14 protein-coding genes are annotated in these 16,348 nt (G+C 72.4%); 6 read left to right on the plus strand and 8 right to left on the minus strand.

Translation table 11 applies throughout. The features are described 5' to 3' along the window. The first annotated feature begins 299 nt into the window (after positions 1 to 299). The gene (locus ACY34M_RS03760; RefSeq protein WP_462717588.1) at positions 300 to 1,661 is read left to right on the plus strand and encodes a glutamine synthetase family protein; all 1,362 of its coding nucleotides are present in this window, start codon (positions 300 to 302) and stop codon (positions 1,659 to 1,661) included. A gap of 32 nt (positions 1,662 to 1,693) precedes the next feature. On the opposite strand, the gene ACY34M_RS03765 is transcribed toward ACY34M_RS03760, so the two are convergent. From ACY34M_RS03765 to ACY34M_RS03775, 3 genes are all read right to left on the minus strand, one after another. Next, on the minus strand, positions 1,694 to 2,014 hold the full coding sequence (locus ACY34M_RS03765; protein ID WP_462717589.1) for a hypothetical protein: 321 nt from the start codon (positions 2,012 to 2,014) through the stop codon (positions 1,694 to 1,696). Between the two features lie 142 nt (positions 2,015 to 2,156). Next, the gene (locus ACY34M_RS03770; RefSeq protein ID WP_462717590.1) at positions 2,157 to 2,573 is read right to left on the minus strand and encodes a VOC family protein; all 417 of its coding nucleotides are present in this window, start codon (positions 2,571 to 2,573) and stop codon (positions 2,157 to 2,159) included. Between the two features lie 72 nt (positions 2,574 to 2,645). Continuing rightward, positions 2,646 to 3,164 (minus strand): pyridoxamine 5'-phosphate oxidase family protein, encoded by a 519-nt coding sequence (locus ACY34M_RS03775; protein WP_462717591.1) that lies wholly within the window; start codon positions 3,162 to 3,164, stop codon positions 2,646 to 2,648. A 135-nt stretch (positions 3,165 to 3,299) separates the two neighbouring features. Between ACY34M_RS03775 and ACY34M_RS03780 the strand changes: the two genes are divergently transcribed. Further along, positions 3,300 to 6,317, plus strand: a complete 3,018-nt coding sequence (locus ACY34M_RS03780) for a bifunctional [glutamine synthetase] adenylyltransferase/[glutamine synthetase]-adenylyl-L-tyrosine phosphorylase (protein ID WP_462717592.1) — start codon at positions 3,300 to 3,302, stop codon at positions 6,315 to 6,317. Between the two features lie 606 nt (positions 6,318 to 6,923). Here ACY34M_RS03780 and ACY34M_RS03785 read toward each other — a convergent pair. After that, positions 6,924 to 7,166, minus strand: a complete 243-nt coding sequence (locus tag ACY34M_RS03785) for a hypothetical protein (protein ID WP_462717593.1) — start codon at positions 7,164 to 7,166, stop codon at positions 6,924 to 6,926. Positions 7,167 to 7,303: 137 nt separating this feature from the next. Continuing rightward, on the minus strand, positions 7,304 to 7,912 hold the full coding sequence (locus tag ACY34M_RS03790; RefSeq protein ID WP_462717594.1) for a TetR/AcrR family transcriptional regulator C-terminal domain-containing protein: 609 nt from the start codon (positions 7,910 to 7,912) through the stop codon (positions 7,304 to 7,306). Between the two features lie 137 nt (positions 7,913 to 8,049). Here ACY34M_RS03790 and ACY34M_RS03795 point away from each other — a divergent pair, with 137 nt between their 5' ends. Together ACY34M_RS03795 and ACY34M_RS03800 are read left to right on the plus strand one after the other, a co-directional pair. Then, positions 8,050 to 9,495, plus strand: coding sequence for an APC family permease (locus ACY34M_RS03795; RefSeq protein WP_462717595.1), 1,446 nt, complete (start codon positions 8,050 to 8,052; stop codon positions 9,493 to 9,495). 88 nt (positions 9,496 to 9,583) lie between these two features. Next, positions 9,584 to 11,158, plus strand: a complete 1,575-nt coding sequence (locus ACY34M_RS03800; RefSeq protein WP_462717596.1) for an amidohydrolase — start codon at positions 9,584 to 9,586, stop codon at positions 11,156 to 11,158. A gap of 36 nt (positions 11,159 to 11,194) precedes the next feature. Here ACY34M_RS03800 and ACY34M_RS03805 read toward each other — a convergent pair whose 3' ends face one another. Both ACY34M_RS03805 and ACY34M_RS03810 read right to left on the minus strand, forming a co-directional pair. Further along, positions 11,195 to 12,031 carry a phosphatase PAP2 family protein gene (locus ACY34M_RS03805; RefSeq protein ID WP_462717597.1) on the minus strand — a complete coding sequence of 279 codons (837 nt, stop codon included), beginning with the start codon at positions 12,029 to 12,031 and terminating at the stop codon, positions 11,195 to 11,197. 75 nt (positions 12,032 to 12,106) lie between these two features. Further along, entirely contained in the window at positions 12,107 to 13,153 is a 1,047-nt protein-coding gene (locus tag ACY34M_RS03810; RefSeq protein ID WP_462717598.1) for a LacI family DNA-binding transcriptional regulator, read from the minus strand. Between the two features lie 204 nt (positions 13,154 to 13,357). On the opposite strand from ACY34M_RS03810, the gene ACY34M_RS03815 reads away from it, so the two are divergent. Together ACY34M_RS03815 and ACY34M_RS03820 are read left to right on the plus strand one after the other, a co-directional pair. Further along, positions 13,358 to 14,965 (plus strand): SpoIIE family protein phosphatase, encoded by a 1,608-nt coding sequence (locus ACY34M_RS03815; RefSeq protein WP_462717727.1) that lies wholly within the window; start codon positions 13,358 to 13,360, stop codon positions 14,963 to 14,965. A 108-nt stretch (positions 14,966 to 15,073) separates the two neighbouring features. Continuing rightward, positions 15,074 to 15,421, plus strand: a complete 348-nt coding sequence (locus ACY34M_RS03820; RefSeq protein WP_462717599.1) for a 5-carboxymethyl-2-hydroxymuconate Delta-isomerase — start codon at positions 15,074 to 15,076, stop codon at positions 15,419 to 15,421. A 158-nt stretch (positions 15,422 to 15,579) separates the two neighbouring features. Here the strand turns inward: ACY34M_RS03820 and ACY34M_RS03825 are convergent, their stop codons facing one another. Further along, the gene (locus ACY34M_RS03825) at positions 15,580 to 16,278 is read right to left on the minus strand and encodes a TetR/AcrR family transcriptional regulator (protein WP_462717600.1); all 699 of its coding nucleotides are present in this window, start codon (positions 16,276 to 16,278) and stop codon (positions 15,580 to 15,582) included. Between the last annotated feature and the right edge of the window lie 70 nt (positions 16,279 to 16,348).

The following is a 16,348-nucleotide window of genomic DNA, read 5'->3' on the forward strand; positions in this document are numbered from 1 at the left end:
CCGATCAAGAAGACGTCAAGTCGGCCCAACTACGGTCAGGATAAGCCGATTTGGGCACATCGGGAGCCGGTCCGCCGCACGCGGCCCGGCACCGGCTTCGCCCATCCGGCGGTACGGGTCGTAAAGCAGGCACTATGGCCCTGAGGGGTTCAGCGGGCAGTATGAACACATCACCGGCCGATCAAGGACGATCAAGGTCGGCAACGCGCCGGAAACCGGCGTGTGGTGGGATGTGACCAGGCCCTCTGGGCGGCATGGGAGCAGTAGGCCTGACCAGCAAGGATGGGTGGAAGCGAGAGATGGACAAGCAGCAGGAATTCGTGCTCCGCACCCTTGAGGAGCGCGACATCCGGTTCGTACGTCTGTGGTTCACGGACGTGCTGGGCTTCCTCAAGTCGGTGGCCGTGGCCCCGGCCGAGCTGGAACAGGCGTTCGACGAGGGCATCGGCTTCGACGGCTCCGCCATCGAGGGCTTCGCCCGTGTCTACGAATCCGACATGATCGCCAAGCCGGACCCGGGCACCTTCCAGGTCCTGCCGTGGCGCGCGGAGGCCCCCGGCACGGCGCGCATGTTCTGCGACATCCTGATGCCCGACGGCTCGCCGTCCTTCGCCGACCCGCGCTACGTCCTGAAGCGGGCCCTCGCCAAGACCTCCGACCTCGGCTTCACGTTCTACACGCACCCCGAGATCGAGTTCTTCCTGCTCAAGGACAAGCCGCTGGACGGCACCCGCCCGGTGCCCGCCGACACCTCCGGCTACTTCGACCACACCCCGCAGAACGTGGGCATGGACTTCCGCCGCCAGGCGATCACCATGCTCGAATCGATGGGCATCTCGGTCGAGTTCAGCCACCACGAGGGCGCCCCCGGCCAGCAGGAGATCGACCTCCGCTACGCCGACGCGCTCTCCACGGCCGACAACATCATGACGTTCCGCCTGGTCATGAAGCAGGTGGCGCTGGAGCAGGGCGTCCAGGCGACCTTCATGCCGAAGCCGTTCTCCGAGCACCCCGGCTCCGGCATGCACACGCACCTCTCGCTCTTCGAGGGCGACCGGAACGCGTTCTACGAGTCGGGCGCCGAGTACCAGCTCTCCAAGGTCGGCCGCTCCTTCATCGCGGGCCTGCTCAAGCACGCCGCCGAGATCTCGGCCGTCACCAACCAGTGGGTCAACTCCTACAAGCGCATCTGGGGCGGCTCCGAGCGCACCGCGGGCGCCGGCGGCGAGGCCCCCTCGTACATCTGCTGGGGCCACAACAACCGCTCGGCCCTCATCCGCGTCCCGATGTACAAGCCCGGCAAGACGGGCTCGGCCCGCGTCGAGGTCCGCTCCCTCGACTCCGGCTGCAACCCGTACCTCGCCTACGCCGTCCTCCTCGCGGCCGGCCTCAAGGGCATCGAAGAGGGCTACGAACTCCCTCCGGGCGCCGACGACGACGTCTGGGCCCTCTCCGACGCGGAACGCCGCGCCATGGGCATCGAGCCCCTGCCCCAGAACCTCGGCGAGGCCATCACCCTGATGGAACGCTCCGAACTCCTGGCAGAAACCCTCGGCGAACACGTCTACGACTTCTTCCTGCGCAACAAGAAGCAGGAGTGGGAGGAGTACCGCTCGGAGGTCACGGCGTTCGAGCTGAGGAAGAATCTGCCGGTGCTGTAGGCGTAGGTCGGGCAGGGGCCGTTCGGTTGGTGTCAGGAGCGTTTGCAGAGGCGGTAGATGCCGTACGAGATGGCGAGGATGACGTCCACGACCATCCACAGGACGAGGACCAGGCCGAGGCCGATGGCGGTGCCCACGTCGCCGGCGTCCTTGCAGGTCTGGGCGTCGAGGGTGCCGCAGTCGCCTGAACCGCCGCTGTTCGCGCCCGTGATCATCCACACCAGAAACAGGGCCTGGACCGCCAGGAAGAACCAAAGGAAGACGCGCCGCTTCTTCTTCGGTTGGGCGACTGGGGCCTCCCACTGAGGCGGGACCGGGGACTGCGGCTGCGGGGGTGTGACGGGCGCGCTCATGCGATGTACCTTCCGGGCTTCCGGCCGTCCTTGGGGTGGACGGTCGACAATTGACAACGCCCTCCAAGGTCGCTGACAGGAGGGCGCCGCAAAACGGCCCATGGGCCCGGAAGGTGTGGCCGAACGTCCTGACTCGGGCGGGCTACAACGTGTCCCGGAGGGGCACCGTGGTGCGTTTGCGGTATTGCTGGATGGACCAGCCGTTGCCGTCCGGGTCGGTGAAGTGCATGAAGGTGCCGCCGTCGTCGGGGGCGTAGGTGATCGGGTCCGAGACGTCCAGGCCGCGGGCGCGGAGGGCTTCGTGGGCCGCCTTGATGTCGGTGACGCAGAGTTGCAGGCCGTGGTACGTGCCGGGGGCGGCCGTCCCGGTGGGGCTCGGGAGGCCGGAGGTGAGGGCGATCGAGCAGCCGGATCCCGGTGGCGTGAGCTGGACGACGCGGGCGCCCGGCATCACCTCGCGGTCGACGTCGCAGTGGAAGCCGACCTTGTCCACGTAGAAGGCCTTGGACCGGTCGATGTCGGAGACCGGGAGGCCGATTACTTCGAGGGTCATCTCCATGGGGAAAAGGTAGGGGCGAACTGTCGGTTCCGGACCGGCCGGATGAGGCCCGGCCCGGGCCACTCGATCGGGTTATCCGAAGTGCCAGCGGGTCTGTGTGAACTCGTCGCCCTTGCCGAAGCCGAAGACCGTGCGCGGTGTCACCGCGTGGACCAGGGCCGGGCCCTCCCGGCCCTGGAACGCTCCGCCGCTGACCTCGAAGTGCCAGGCCGGACCGTACTTCTCCTCCCATGCCTTGGCGAGGGAGCGCAGCCGCTGCGCTTCGGTGACCCGTACCGCCCGGCCCTCGACGACCACGTCGAAGCCCGCCGCCCAGGTGTTGGTGCCGGTGGTGAGGACGACCTCCGGGTTCTCGGCGAGGTTGAGCGACTTGCGCTCCCGCTCGCCGGAGCTGAAGTGCAGGGCCCCGTCCTGCCAGAGGGCGAGGAGAGGCGTGACGTGGGGGCGGCCGTCGGGGCGCACCGTGGAGATCCAGAACAGTTCGGCGCCCGTCAGCAGCCGCTCGGCCGTCGCCCAGGGGCTGGGCGCCGCACCGGGCGAGCTGTAGCGGGGATCGACGGAGGTGTGCGGGGTGCTGGTGTCGTCCGGCATTGCGCGGTGTCCTTTCCGCGGGCAGGGACTCTCGTACATATACAGATGCGGACCTGTCGGGCCCGCACAACTCATCGGTGCGGCGCGGAGCGCAGTAGGCTCAAGGCCACCGTTGATCGAACAGGAGGCCGGGCGATGATGTCGGTGCCGCACGAGGGGGGCCGGTGGACGGGCGGCCGGAGGAGCAGCACCTTCACCAGGCTGTTGCGTCTCGGCTTCACCGATCCGTCCACCGCCGAGCGGCTGCTCGACGCCCCCGCCCTGACCGCGGTCCGCGCCGACCCGCTGCTCCTGGACGCGCTGGGCGCCGCCGCGGACCCGGACCTGGCGCTGCTCGGCCTGGTCAGGCTGGTGGAGGCGCAGGACGACGAGACGGCGCGGCGCGAACTGCTCGACACGCTCGTCGCCGCGAAGCCGCTGCGCGACCGGCTGCTCGGCGTGCTCGGCTCGTCCGAGGCGCTCGCCGACCACCTCGCCCGCCACGAGACGGACTGGCGGGCCCTGGTCACGTACGAGTCGGGAGATCTGCACCCCGGCGTGGAGGAGTTCGAGCAGGGGCTCGCCGAGGCCACCGACGAGGTGTCGCTGCGCGTCGCCTACCGGCGCTGCCTGCTGTCCATCGCGGCCCGCGACGTGTGCGGCACGACCGACATCACCGAGACCGCCGCGGAACTCGCCGACCTGGCGACGGCGACGCTGCGCGCGGCCCTCACCATCGCCCGGACGGCGGCGCCCGCCGACGCCGCGCTGTGCCGGCTCTCCGTGATCGCGATGGGCAAGTGCGGCGGCCATGAGCTGAATTACGTGTCCGACGTCGACGTCATCTTCGTCGCCGAGCCCGACGGCTCCGCCGACGAGGGGAAGGCGATCCAGGCCGCCACCCGGCTCGCCTCGCACATGATGCGGATCTGCTCCGACACGACCGTCGAGGGCACCATCTGGCCGGTCGACGCCAACCTCCGCCCCGAGGGGCGCAACGGGCCGCTCGTCCGCACCCTCTCCTCGCACCTCGCCTACTACCAGCGCTGGGCCAAGACCTGGGAGTTCCAGGCGCTGCTCAAGGCCCGCCCGGTCGCGGGCGACCCGGACCTCGGCGAGGAGTACGTCGCGGCCGTGTCGCCGATGGTGTGGCAGGTGTCCGAGCGGGAGAACTTCGTGCCCGACGTGCAGAAGATGCGCAAGCGGGTCGTCGCGAACATCCCCGTCGGCGAGATGGAGCGCGAGCTGAAGCTCGGGCCCGGCGGCCTGCGCGACGTCGAATTCGCCGTGCAGTTGCTGCAGTTGGTGCACGGACGGTCCGACGCAGCGCTGCGCAGCGGGACGACCCTGGACGCGCTCGCCGCGCTCGCCGACGGCGGCTACGTGGGCCGGGTCGACGCCGTGCAGCTCGACGACGCCTACCGTTTCCTGCGCACGCTCGAACACCGCATCCAGCTCTACAAGCTGCGCCGCACCCACCTCGTCCCGGAGGACGACGCCGACCTGCGCCGCATCGGCCGCTCGATGGGCATGCGCACGGAACCCATCACGGACCTCAAGCGGGCCTGGAGGCGGCACACGTCCGTGGTCCGGCGGCTGCACGAGAAGCTGTTCTACCGGCCGCTGCTCGACGCCGTCGCCCAACTCGCCCCCGGCGAGACCCGGTTGCGCGCGGACGCGGCCCGCGAGCGTCTCGTCGCGCTCGGGTACGCCGACCCCAGCGCCGCGATGCGCCACCTGGAGGCGCTGGCCTCCGGCGTCAGCCGCAAGGCCGCCATCCAGCGGACGCTGCTCCCGGTGCTGCTCGGCTGGTTCGCGGACTCCGCCGACCCGGACGCGGGACTGCTCAACTTCCGCAAGGTGTCCGACGCGCTCGGCAAGACGCCCTGGTACCTGCGGCTGCTGCGCGACGAGGGCGCGGCCGCCGAGAACCTGGCGCGGATCCTGTCCGCCGGGCGCCTCGCCCCCGACCTTCTGATGCGCGCACCGGAGGCGGTGGCGCTGCTCGGCGACGAGCGGGGTCTGGAGCCGCGCGGGCACGCCCAGTTGGAGCAGGAGGTGCTCGCCGCGGTGCGGCGTGCGGACGGCGGTGAACAGGCGGTCGCCTCGGCGCGCGCCGTGCGCCGCCGCGAGCTGCTGCGCACGGCCGCCGCCGACATCATCGCCTCGTACGGCACCGAGGACACGCCCGCCGTCGCCGACCAGGGCGCCCTGGTCGACCAAGTGGGCGGCGCCGTGTCGGACTTGACCGCCGCGACCCTCGGCGGGACGCTGCGCGCCGTGGTCCGCGACGGCTGGGGAGACACCCTGCCCACGCGGTTCGCCGTCATCGCCATGGGCCGCTTCGGCGGGCACGAGCTGGGGTACGGCTCGGACGCCGACGTGCTGTTCGTGCACGAGCCGCGCGAGGGCGTCGACGACCACGAGGCGGCGCAGGCCGCGAACAAGGTCGTCTCCGAGATGCGCCGGCTCCTCGCCCTGCCGAGCTCCGATCCGCCGCTGCTCATCGACGCGGATCTGCGCCCCGAGGGCAAGTCGGGGCCGCTGGTGCGCACGCTCAAGTCGTACGAGGCGTACTACCGGCGGTGGTCGCTGGTGTGGGAGTCGCAGGCGCTGCTGCGGGCCCATGCCGTCGCCGGTGACGAGGAGTTGGGGCGGTCGTTCATCGAGCTGATCGATCCGTTGCGGTATCCCGCCGAAGGGCTCGGTGACGATGCCGTGCGGGAGATCCGGCGGCTCAAGGCCAGGATGGAGTCGGAGCGGTTGCCGCGCGGCGCCGATCCCACGCTCCACACCAAGCTGGGGCGTGGTGGGCTCTCCGACGTCGAGTGGACGGTGCAGTTGCTGCAGCTGCGGCACGGGTGGGCGGAACCGGGGCTGCGGACCACCCGCACCCGTGAGGCGCTGGCCGCCGCGTGCGCCGCCGAGCTGATTCCGGCCGAGGAGGCGGCGATCCTCGACGAGGCGTGGGTGTTGGCCTCGCGGGTGCGCAACGCGGTGATGCTGGTGCGGGGGAGGCCTGGCGACACGTTTCCGTCGGACGGGCGGGAGCTCGGGGCCGTGGGGCGGTACTTGGGGTACGACCCCGGTCATGTGGGGGACATGCTGGACGACTATCGGCGCACTACGCGGCGGGCGCGGGCCGTGATGGAGGAGCGGTTCTACGACGGGTGACGGGGCTGCGCGGGCGCCGGGTGTTCGTGTTGCGCGGCGCCGGTCTTTGCCATCCGTGCCGGGGTTGGCGCCCGTCGTCCGGTTGCGCGGCACCGGGGTTTCCGTCCGTGCCGGGGTCGGCGCCCATCGTTCCGTTTCGCGGCACCGGGGTTTGCCGTCCGTGCCGGGGTCGGCGCCCGTTGTCCGGTTGCGCGGCACCGGGGGCCGCCTTGCCCACCCTGCCGCCCAAGGCGGCAGATTGCCCAAGGCGGGGCGGGGCGGGGCGGGGCGGGGCCGGATGGCCCGAGGCTTGGCGGCGCCGGATGGGCCCAGGCGGGGTGGCGCTGGATGGCCCGAGGCTTGGCGGCGCCGGATGGGCCCAGGCGGGGCGGGGCCGGATGGCCCGAGGCGGGGCGGCGCCGGATGGGCCCAGGCGGGGCGGGGCCGGATGGCCCGAGGCGGGGCGGCGCCGGATGGGCCCAGGCGGGGCGGCGCCGGACGGCTCGAGGCTCGGCTGCGCCGGGTGGCGCTAGGCGGGGCGGCGCTGGATGGCCCGAGGCTCGGCGGCACCGGGAGCCCTAGGCGGGGCGGCAACAGGTGGCGCAAGGTGGGGGCCATCGGTCGGGTTTACGTCACCTTCGCCGACATCGTGCCCGAAAGCCACGGCAGGCCCGACGGCCCGCGGTGGTCGAGGGCCGTCGCCGCGGCCGTCCGCTCGTCGGCGGAGATGTGCGTGCGCTCGAGCGCGGAGAACGGGTGGGACTCGTCGCCCGGCGCGGCCACCGCCTCCGCGGGCAGCGCCAGCGCCGCGGCCAGCAGCGCCGCAGCCGTCACCAGTACACCCGCCGTGCCCTTGCCTGCCGTGGTCATGGAACCGGCCCTCCGTCCGTAGCGTCGGCACCCTCGTCGGTGTCCTCACTCACGACGATCCCCGGCCACGGGCCCCGGCGGCAGATGCCATCGGTCGTGAAGGCGCGGGACCAAAGTCCCGGCGCCCTACGCGGGCCTTACGCGTCGAGCAGCAGTCGGCACTGTGCGACGAACCCGGCGAGCGCCAGCTCGAACGCCGCGTCGGTGCGGCTCTCGGGCCCGGCGCCCAGGGCCCGTTCGAGCAGCGGCGTCATGCCCTCCTCCGACGGCTCCCACATCGTGTCGGGCGCCGCCATGTCCAGCGCCGAGCCGAGCACCATGTTGTCCAGGGCGATGATCACCGGCATCACGTCCGGCAGCGCGAACCCCGCGTCGAGCAGCAGCGCCACCCCCAGCTCGTACTGCGCGAGCACCCGCGGCGCCCGCACCGGATGCGTCGTCAGGAGCGGGATCGCCTTGGGATGCGCGGCGAACGCGGCGCGGTAGGAGCGGGCCCAGCCGGCGATCGCCGCGTCCCACGGGAGGCCCGAGGTCAGCGGCGTCTCGTCGATCGCGGAGCAGATCCGCTCGCGCAGCAGCTCCACGATGCCGTCGCGGCCCTCCACGTGGTGGTAGAGCGAACCCGCCTGCACGCCGAGCCTGCGCGCCACCTGCGGGACGCTGAACTCGCCGTTCTCGTCGACGAGTCCGAGCGCCGCCGTGGCGATCCGCTCCCGGTCGAGGAGGGGTGTGCGTGGCCGCCCCATCGGTGTTCCTCCTCCTCAGCTCCACAAAATCGGGTCTTCCCGTATGCCCAACGGGAGGTTACATTGCGAAAACCAAAAGCCTTTAGATTTACGCCCGTCCGCAGTGCGGGCCGTCCGCCAGAGGGGCTTCCTGCCGCATGACCGTGACTTCCCCGAAGACCGAGAGCGCGCCGCCGAGCGCGTCGCCCAGCCTCCGCACGGGCAGCCTGGGCACGTCGGACATCGCGTTCTTCGTCGTCTCCGCCGCCGCCCCGCTGACCGTCATGGCGGGCGTCGCGCCCATCGCCATCTCCCTCGGCGGCGTCGGGGCACCCGCCGGATACCTGCTCGCCGGCATCACCCTCGCCGTCTTCGCCATCGGCTTCACCGCGATGAGCCGCCATGTCACCGGCGGCGGCGCCTTCTACTCGTACATCACGCAGGGCCTCGGCCGACCCGCCGGAATCGGGGCGGCGCTGCTCGCGATGGTCGGCTACAACGGCATGGAGATCGGCGTCTACGGACTGCTCGGCTCCGCCACCCGGGACACCGTGCACGCCCTGTTCGGCGCGGACGTGCCCTGGCTGCCGGTCTCCCTCGTCGGCCTGGTCCTGATCTGGTACGGCGGCTTCCGCTCGATCGACTTCGGCGCCAAGGTGCTCGGCGTGCTGCTGGTCGCGGAGACCGGAATCCTGCTCCTGCTCGCGGGCGGGGTCCTGATCAAGGGCGGTGCGCACGGCCTCTCCCTGACCTCCTTCACGCCCGGCAACGTCCTCGTGCCCGGCACCGCCGCCGTACTCGCCTTCGCGTTCGCCGCGTTCACCGGCTTCGAGTCGACCGTCATCTACCGGCGCGAGGCCCGCGAGCCGGACCGCACCGTGCCCCGCGCCACGTACATCGCGGTCGCCTTCCTCGGCCTCTTCTACGCCTTCACCGTATGGATCGCCATCCAGTCCTTCGGCGACGCGGCCGTGGTGAAGGCGGCGGGCGACGACCCGGCGAACCTCTTCTTCACCGCCATCACCACCTTCGTCGGCGGCTGGGCGGCCGACCTGATGCACGTCTTCATCGTCACCAGCGTCATCGCCTCCCTCCTCGCCTTCCACAACGCCATCAACCGGTACGCCCTCGCCCTGGCCGACGAGGGCGTCCTGCCGCGCGCCGTCGCCCGCATCCACCCCAAGCACCGCTCCCCGTACGTCGCCGGGCTCGCGCAGACGGCCCTCGGCGCGGTCGTCGTACTCGGCTTCTGGGCGGCCGGCGCGGACCCGTACGACCAGTTGCTGCTCTGGGTCAACACCCCCGGAATGCTGGGCCTGATGGCCCTCCAGCTCCTCGCGGCGCTCGCCGTCCCGTTCTTCTTCCGGCGGATCACGCACCAGGAGGGCGTGGTCCGGACGGTCGTCGCGCCGGTCCTGGCGACGATTCTCCTGGCCGCCGCGATCGGGTTGGTGGCTACGCACATCGACCTCTTCACGGGGGCGTCGCCGCTGGTCAACTGGATCCTCATGGCGGTGGCCCCGGCGGTGTTCGTGCTGGGCCTCGCACTGGCGTGGCGCCTCAAGCGTTCCCGCCCGGAGACGTACGCACGGTTCGGCCAGTAACGGGCCGACGTCACGGGGCCGCGCCCCGGACCCCGCTGCTCGAACGCCGCAGGGGCTTGAACCACAGAAACGGAGCCACCCCCACCTCATGTCGTACGCCGACCTCCTCCTCACCGGCACCCACGTCCGTACGCTCGACCCCGACCGGCCGGAGGCGACCGCCGTCGCCGTGGCCGACGGCCGCATCGTCGCGGTCGGCGACACGGACGACCTCGTACGCGACTGGCAGGGCCCGGGCACCGAACGGCTCGACCTCGCCGGCGCCCACGTCCTCCCCGGTTTCGTCGACTCCCACAGTCACCCCGTCTGGGGCCTGGAGATGGCCACCGGCGTCGATCTCAGCGGCGTACAGGACCTCGACGGGCTCCGGGGCGCGCTGCGGACCGCGAAGCGGTTGGACGGGTGGGTCGTCGGGTGGGGGCTCGACCACAACGCCTTCGAGGGGCGGCCCGTCCACCGCGGGCTCATCGAGGACGTGCTGGGCGGCGCGCCCGCCTTCCTGCGCCTTTACGACGGCCACTCCGCGCTGGTCAGCGGCGCCGCCCTGGACGCCGCGCACATCACGGGGCCGCGGGAGTTCGCGCAGCGGGCCGAGGTCGTCTGCGACGGCGAGGGGCGGCCAACCGGGTATCTCGTCGAGCACGCCGCCATGGACCTGGTGTACGAGGTCGCGCCCAGGGCCTCGGCCCGGGACCGCCGCGCCGGGCTCGTCGAGCTGCTGAGCACCATGGCCGCCACCGGCCTCACCGGCGCCCACGTCATGGACGGCTCGGGGCTCGACCTGCTCGCCGCCGTGGAGGAGGAGACGGAGCTGCCGATGCGGCTCACCGTCTCGCCCTGGTGCATGCCCGGCGTGGACCGGGCCGGGCTCGACGAGCTGGTCGCGCTCCAGAAGCTCGGCGGGCGGCGCTGGCGGGTCGGCGGCGTCAAGTTCTTCATGGACGGCACCGTCGAGGGCGGCACCGCCTGGCTGGAGCACGCCGACTGCCACGGCCAGGGCACCGACGCGTTCTGGCCGGACCCGGCCGCCTACAGCGCGGCCGTGCGCCACCTGCACGCCGCCGGAGTGCGCACCGCGACGCACGCCATCGGCGACGCCGCCGTCCGGCACGCCCTCGACACCATCGAGGCTCTGGGGGAGAGCGGCCGGAACGCCCACCGCATCGAGCACATCGAGTCCGTGCCCGACGACACGATCCCGCGGTTCGCCGCGCTCGGCGTCGCCGCGTCGATGCAGCCGCCGCACACCGCGTACACCAAGGGTGACCACAGCGACGAGTGGTCCAAGCGGCTCGGCGACGCGCGGGCCGCCCGCGCCTGGCGCACCCGTGACCTGCGGGACGCGGGCGCCGTGCTCGCACTCGGCTCGGACTGGCCGATCGCCCACTACGACGCCCGGCAGGTGCTCGCCACGGCCCGGGTGCCGCGGGGCGCCGCCGGGCCCGCGCAGGGGCTCACCGGCCTGGAGGCACTGGAAGGCGTCACCTCGCACGCGGCCATCGCCGCAGGTCAGGCTGCGGAGGGCGGTCGGATCGCGGTCGGCCTGCGCGCGGACCTCACCGTGCTCGGCCTCGACCCGGTGCGGGCCCCCGCGGACGAGCTCGCCGAGGCCCCCGTCGTCCTCACCGTGACCGACGGCCGGATCACGCACCGGGGCGCGTGACGCGGGGCGGGGCGGCGCCCATGGTGCCGCCCCCGCTCACACCTTCGCGGGCACCAGCGGTGGTGCCACCAGCCGTGGCAACGCGTACGGCAGCGCCCCGTACCAGGCCCGCGCCACCGCGAACCCGAACGCCAGGCACAGCATGCCGCCCACCGCGTCCAGCCAGAAGTGGTTCGCCGTCGCCACGATGACCACCAGGGTCAGCACCGGGTACACGAGCCCGAGGACCCGCACCCACGGCACCGAGGCGAGCGCGAAGATCGTCATGCCGCACCACAGCGACCAGCCGATGTGCATCGACGGCATCGCCGCGTACTGGTTCGACATGTTCTTCAGGTTGCCCGAGGCCATCGAGCCCCAGGTGTGGTGCACCGCGACGGTGTCGACGAAGGCGCCGCCGTTCATCAGGCGCGGTGGCGCCAGCGGATAGAAGTAGTAGCCGACGAGAGCGACCGCCGTCGTCGCGAACAGCGCGAGACGGGTCGCCGCATAGCGGCCGGGATGGCAGCGGAACAGCCACACCAGCACGCCCAGCGTGATGACGAAATGCAGGGTCGCGTAGTAGTAGTTCATGCCGACGACGAGCCAAGTCAGCGAGTTCACGGCATGGTTGACTGCCTGCTCGACGGCGATCCCGAGACTGTGCTCGGTCTGCCAGATCCAGTCGGCATTGCGCAGCGCCTGAGCCTTCTGCTCCGGGACCGCGTTGCGGATCAGGGAGTACGTGTAGTAACTCACCGCGATCAGCAGGATCTCGAACCAGAGCCGCGGACGCCGCGGCACCCGAAGGCGACGCCCGGCGCGGTCTTCCGCGATGGGTGAGGGTGTGGCCCCTTTTCGGCCTTCACGTGTCGTCACGGTCGTTTCACCCATAGGCACAGAGTCTGCCAGATTCCGACCCCCCGACCGATCATCCCTTGGGCGGGTCACGAGCGCACCCGCTACGCCCTACGGACGAGGCCGAACCCCTACGGAAACCGCTGCTGACGCGGCTGTGGACCCCCGCACCACCAGCTCCGGCATGAACACGAATTCACTCGGGGGCGCGGGCGTGCCGCCGACCGCCTCCAGCAACGTGTGCACCGCCGCCTGGCCCATCGCGTGCACCGGCTTGCGGATCGTGGTCAGCGGCGGATCGGTGAACGCGATCAGCGGAGAGTCGTCGAAACCGACCACCGACACGTCCTTCGGCACGTCCAGGCCGCGCTCGCGCACCGCCCTGATCGCGCCGAGGGCCATCATGTCGCTGGCGCACACCACCGCGGTGCAGCCCCGGTCGAGCAGCGCGGAGGCCGCGGCCTGACCACCCTCCAGGGTGTAGAGGGAGTGCTGGACGAAGTCGTGCTCCACCTCGTCCACCGGCAGGTCCAGGCGGTCCGCCATTGTGCGTACGAAGGCCTCGATCTTCCGCTGCACGGGAACGAAGCGGCGCGGCCCGACGGCGAGCCCGATCCGGGTGTGTCCGAGCGACAGCAGATGCGTCACCGCGAGCCGGGCCGCGGCCCGGTCGTCCGGCGAGATGAACGGCGCGGCGACCCCGGGGGAGTACCCGTCGACGAGCACGAAGGGGACGCCCTGGCCGCGCAGGCGTTCGTAGCGCTGCGTGTCCGCGGTGGTGTCGGCGTGCAGCCCGGAGACGTAGATGATCCCGCTGACATCGCGGTCCACCAGCATCTCGGTCAGCTCGTCCTCGGTGGAGCCGCCGGGGGTCTGGGTGGCGAGGACCGGCGTGTACCCCTGCCTGGTCAGGGCCTGCACCACGACCTGGGCGAGCGCGGGGAAGATCGGGTTCTCCAGCTCCGGGGTGATCAGGCCGACCAGGCCCGCGCTGCGCTGCTTGAGGCGCACCGGGCGCTCGTAGCCGAGCACGTCGAGGGCGGCGAGGACGGACTGACGGGTGGCCGCGGCGACCCCCGCCTTCCCATTGAGCACGCGGCTGACGGTCGCTTCGCTGACCCCCGCTTGGCTTGCGATGTCGGCTAGGCGTGCGGTCACGGGACGCGACCTTACCCGTCACTCGCCGCATTGCCCACCGAACAGGAAGTACCGTGCGCGCAAGCCGGGTTGGGGCAGACGTACCCGGATCGGTGAACCAGAACCCACGGGGGTCGCCACACGGGCGCCCGGCGGTAGCTTGGTGCGGCGGGCCGAGGGGGCCCGCACCGCTCCGTCTCACCGAGGGGCCTCTTCGTGAAGACCATGGTTCAGGGATCAGGGACCGAAGCCGGCAGCACGGTCCTGGTGGTCGACGACAGCGCCGCCAACCGGTATGCGCTGAGCGCGGTCCTGAGCCGCGCGGGCCACGCCGTCGTCCCCGTCGGTTCCGCGAGCGAGGCACTGGTCGAGCTCGATGTGCGGCTGCGCGCCGGATCGCTGCCCGATCTGGCCCTCGTCGACGTGGGCCTGCCCGACCTCAGCGGGTTCGAGCTGTGCCGCAGGGTCAAGGCGCTGCCCCCGCTCGCCGGGATCCCCGTCGTGCACTTCTCCGCCCGCCCCTCCGGACCCGAGGACCGCTGCCAGGCGCTCGACGCGGGCGGCGAGGCGTATCTGGCGGTGCCCGCCGAACCGGAGGAGATCCGCGCCGTGGTCCGCGCCGCGCTCCGCGGAGTCCGCGAACTCTCCCAGACCCAGGCCCAGTTCGACCATCTGACCCGGCTGTCCCGGGGCGTCGTCGACGTACAGGGCGCCCGCGGCCTCGCCGAACTCGCGAGGACGGCCGCCGCCGCGGCGGCCCGGCTCACCGGGGGCGACGCCGCCGCCTTCGTCCTCTCCGACCGCGGCGCGGTGCACACGGGCCTGACCTGGAGCGGCCCCGCGCGCACCGTGCCGGACTCCGCCGACCGCGAGCAGGCCGTCGAGCTGGTCCGGCAGATCAGCTGCGGGCCCGGCGCCGTACGCAGCACGCTGCAGTCAGGGGCCGTGTGGCCGCACGCGTACTTCGGGCCCGGCGGCGCCCGGCTCACCCTCTCCCGCACCCGCGACGGCCGGCTCCCCGTCTGCCTGGCCACCCCCGGCTTCCCCGACCCGGACGGCCGGATCGGGGCGCTCGTCGCCCAGCTCGCCCGCGCCACCGCGCTCGCCGCGGAACCCCTCGTCCTGTACGAGCAGGAACGCCATGTCGCCCACACGCTGCAACGGAGCTTCCTGCCCTCCGAGTTGCCGCCGTTCCCCGGCCTCGACCTCGACTTCCGCTACGTGCCCGCCTCCCGCGAGGCCGAGATGGGCGGCGACTTCTACGCGGCGCTGCCCACGCCCGAAGGGGTGCTCGTCGGGGTCGGCGACGTCGTGGGGCACTCGCTCGACGCGGCGACGGTGATGGTCGAACTCCGGCACGCGCTGCGCGCCTACTCCCTGGAGGACCCGCGCCCCGCCCAGCTCGCGACCCGGCTCGACCGGGTGCTCCAGCACTACCACCCGCAGCTCACCGCGACGCTCTGCCTCGCCCTCGTCGACCCGGTGACGGGCCGCACCAGGGTGGCCAACGCCGGGCACATTCCGCCGCTCGTCGTGCCGGTCGGCGGCTCGGCCCACTACGCCGACGCGGCGGGGCCGCTGCTCGGGCTCGGGCTGCCGCACCCCGAACCCACCTCGCTCGGCCTCGCCCCCGGCGACCGGCTCCTGATGGTCACCGACGGGCTCGTCGAGACCCGCGGCATCGACCTGTCCGTCTCGCTGGAGGAACTGCGCCAGGCGGCCGAGACGGCGCCGGCCGCGCCCGGTTCGCTGTGCGACGCGCTCCTCGGCCGCTTCGGGCGCGACCGCGCCGACGACATCGCGCTCCTGGCGCTGCGGCGCGTTCCCATGTGAGACCGGGTGTCCGCTGTACGGGACGTGATTGTGCGGTGGGGCGCTTCCGGGTGAAGGTGATCGCCGACAGGGCGGACACGCACGCACCACGACACCACGGAGGGCCTCATGCCTCAGATCACCGTCGACCACTCCGCGGACCTCGACGAGCGCCTCGACCGGGCGGGGCTCGCCGCGGCCGTGCATCAGGCCGCCGTCGACATCGTGGCCGCGCGCATCCCCGCGTGCAAGACGCGGTTCCGGGAGGTCGGGACCACGGTGGTCGGGGACGGGCCCGCTTCCCTCGTGCATGTGGAGATCGGGCTTCTGGCGGGGCGTACGGAGGAGGCGAAGACGGCGCTCGCGGAGGCGGTCCTCGCGGCGCTTCCGGCCCACATCAAGGAGCCGTCGGGCGTCCACCTCTCCGCCGAGGTTCGCGACCTGGCCCCCACATACCGCTCCGCCGTCACCGACTGATCCCGGCCCCCGTCCCTACGCCCCGTCCCTACGCCCCGGGGCTCCGCCCCGGACCCCGCGCCTCAATCGCCGACGGGGCTTGAATCACCGGCACTGGCTGCCCCGCCTTGGGCGGCAGGGTGGGCAAGGCGGCGCACGGTGCGGCGCCGGGCGCAGCCCTACGCTCCCGTCGGGGTCAGGGCCGTCAGGCGGACGATGAGGTCCGCGAAGGGGCCGTCGGACGGTTCGTCGACGAGGATGTGGCGGAGCAGCGTCGCCATCTCCTCGTCGTGCGCCGCACTCACCGCCGCCAGCGCGGCGAAGTCGTGGACGAGCTGCAACTGCAGCTCGCCCCGCGGAATGCGCCGCCCGTCCAACCAGATCAGCGCCGTCGACTCGGCGAGCGAGATCCAGGACCGGACGACGAGTTCGAGGCGCGCGGAGGGCGCCACGACCCCCAGATGCGCGAGGATCTGGACGTACGCCGCCTGCCGCACGGAGTCGATCAGCGCGTTCGTGGCGGAGGACCCGACGGCAGGACCACCCCGCATCAACGCAGAGAAGCCGGGCCCGTGCTCGTCCACGAAGTCGAAGAACCGGCCCATCACCCGCAGCAGCCGCGCACCGAGCGGCCCCTCCCGGGGCTCCTCGAACCGCTCGGCCAGATCCTGCGCCGCCCGCCTCAACGCCGCCTCGTACAGGCTGAGTTTGCCGGGGAAGTAGTGGTAGACGAGCGGCCGTGAGATGCCCGCGGCGGCCGCTATCTCGTCGATGGAGACGTCGTCGGGGGAGCGGTTGCTGAACAGTTCGAGGGCGACCCCGATCAACTGCCGTCGCCGCTCCTCGACTCCCAACCTGCGCCGCACCCCGGTAGTCATGCCGAACACTCTACCGAGCGGATTCGGCCTGCCAACCGGCCCCCGTGACGATCTCCGCGCACCTCCGCCA

This window comes from Streptomyces sp. EDA2-14 (genome assembly GCF_054963755.1).